Source organism: Cupriavidus sp. KB_39, assembly GCF_052114485.1.
Classification (GTDB): Bacteria; Pseudomonadota; Gammaproteobacteria; order Burkholderiales; family Burkholderiaceae; genus Cupriavidus.
This window is the reverse complement of the sequence record NZ_JBFREV010000102.1, coordinates 1-2,546: the sequence shown is the minus strand read 5'-3', so window position 1 is coordinate 2,546 and position 2,546 is coordinate 1. Positions and strand designations below refer to the sequence as shown.

The following is a 2,546-nucleotide window of genomic DNA, read 5'->3' as shown; positions in this document are numbered from 1 at the left end:
GCCCCGCGCGCCGAGCTACGCGCCCAGCTCAAGCGCCTGCTGTTGCAGAAGCAGTGGCCGGAGTTGCTCGATCGACTTGAACGCGCCTTTGCGGAGGGCGCCAACCATTTCTGGCTGGACCTCCAGTACTACGCCTTCACGGCGCAGGACCAGGCCGGCGGCGACTACGCGCGCGTCCGCGACCTGCTGGCCACGGACTGCGCGCTGATGCTCGAACGGCTGCCCGGCCTCGAGCAACTGAGTTTTGTAGATGGCACGCCGTTCGCGGACGACACCACGCTCGAATGGATCGCACGCCATGCCACCGTGCGCGATGTCGAGCGGGGCGACGCCGTCGCGCCGGTGTCGGTCTCATCCGCCAGCACCGACTGGGCAGAAACCGAGGCCCAGGCCATCGATCTCGCCGCGCAGCAGAGTCTGGACGTGGCGTTCGCATGGCTGCAAGGGCTGCCCCTGCCCGATGGCGAGCGCGACCGCTTCATCCGCCAACTGGTGATGGCGCGCGTGGCCGCCCGCGCGGACCGCGCCGATACGGCGCTGCACCTGCTCGCCACGCTGGAAGCCACCGCCGCGCGCTTCCAGCTGGCCGCGTGGGAGCCGGGCCTCGCGTTCGAGGCCAAGCAGCAACTGCTGCGGYTGCTCCGGGCGCGGCTGTCGCGCAAGGACGCCGACAAGCCCGCCATCGCCCACCGCATCGACACCCTGCTGGCCGATCTGATCGCCATCGACCCGGCGCGCGCCATCGCCACCGCCTAGCCTTTCCGAGACATGAAGCACCCGACCCAAGACAACGAGATCCTGCGCTAYTACGAAGCGGAGATGCGCTACCTGCGCGAAGCGGGCACCGAGTTCGCCCAGGCCTACCCGGACCGCGCGCGCATGCTGAACCTGGACCGCATCGGCGAGCGCGACCCGCACGTCGAGCGGCTGTTCGAGGGCTTCGCCTTCCTGATGGGCCGCCTGCGTCACAAACTGGACGATGAACTGCCGGAATTGACCGAGGGCCTCGTCAGCATGCTGTGGCCCCACTACCTGCGCATGATCCCGTCGCTCTCGATCATCGAAATGGCGCCGGCCATGGGCACGCTGCAACGCCACGAGGTGCTGCCTGCCGGGCTGGAAGTCGTCTCCGACCCGGTTGCGCTGGGCGCGCAGCCGGGGCAAGGCCAGAGCAGTCAGGCCGACAGCGTTGCCTGCATCTACCGCACCACGCAGGCTGTAGACCTGTATCCGCTGCGCCTGACCGAAGCGGCCACCTATACCCGCGAGGACGGCCGCTCGGTGATCCGCCTGCGGCTGGCGTTGCAGGCGCAGGCCAAGATCGCGCTGCTGGAGGTGCCACGCCTGCGGCTGTTTCTCCATGCCGACCGCCCCTTGGCGCTCGCGCTCTATGCCGCGCTGACCGCCAAACCGGTGGCGATGCACGTCCGGGTGCCGGGTCACCCGGCCGACCGCCCCGGCACGCCCCTCCCGATGCCGGGCCTGTCGCTGCGGCCCGCCGGCTTCGCGGCCGACGAGCGGCTGTGGCCCAAGCCGGACAACGCCTTCGGCGGCTACCAACTGATGCTCGAGTACTTCACGTTCCCCGAGAAGTTCATGTTCGTGGACCTGTTCGGGCTCGACCTCCCCGCCATCGCCCGGCTGGCGCCGGAGGCGGAACAGTTCGATGTCGAGGTCGTGCTCGCCCGGCCGTTCCCGGACGACCTGCGCTTCTCCGCCGAGAATGTGCGGCTGCATTGCGCGCCGATCATCAACCTGTTCGAACTCGAGGCTGACCCGGTCACTCTTACGCACTGCGAGACCGAGTACCGCGTGCGGGCGATGGCGCAGCATGGCCGGCATGTCGAGGCGTACTCGGTGGACACCGTGCGCGGCTTCGAGCCCGCCAGCGGCGAGCGCTTCGAGTACGCACCATTCGCGGCGTTCCGGCATCGCGGCGGCATGCTGCGGCACGAGATGCCCGAGCGCTACTTCCACACGCGCGTGCGGCGCGGGCCGTCAGGCCGGGTGGACACCTGGCTGGTGCTCGGCGGCCATGCCTGGGAGCAGCAGGACACGCTGCCCGAGGAAACGCTGTCCCTGTCCGTCACCGGCACCCACGGCATGCTGCCGCGCAAGGGCCTGCGCGAGGCTGGCATCACGCAGATGCGCGGTGGCTTCACCAACGTGGCGTCGATCCGCAACCTCACGGCGCCGACGCTGCCCGTCTATCCGCCCACCGGCGACCGCTTCCACTGGCGCGTGCTCTCGCATCTGGCGCCGAACTACCTCTCGCTGCTCGACGCGGAGGTGCTGCGCGGCACGCTGGCGCTCTATGACTGGACGGACGGCGAGACCAACCGGCAACGGATCGACGCCATCGCCGAGGTGCGGCACCGCCCCTTGCAAAAACTGGAGAGCGGCGGCCTGCTGCGCGGCGTGGAGATCGAGGTCTGGCTGGACAGCACGCGCTTTGCCGGCGCGGGCGACCTCGAACTGTTCGGCGAGATGCTGAACCGCTTCCTGTCGCTGTACGCCACGCTCAATCTCTACACGCGGCTCGTGAT

Annotated in this window: 2 protein-coding genes; both read left to right on the top strand. The window is 69.4% G+C overall.

The window, feature by feature from the left end; genetic code table 11:
* On the top strand, positions 1-756 hold a 756-nt coding region (locus AB4Z27_RS28720; protein WP_441645945.1), incomplete at its 5' end, for a type VI secretion system domain-containing protein.
* A gap of 12 nt (positions 757-768) precedes the next feature.
* Positions 769-2,546, top strand: a 1,778-nt coding sequence (gene tssF / locus AB4Z27_RS28715; protein ID WP_441645944.1) for a type VI secretion system baseplate subunit TssF, incomplete at its 3' end; no start/stop codon positions are given.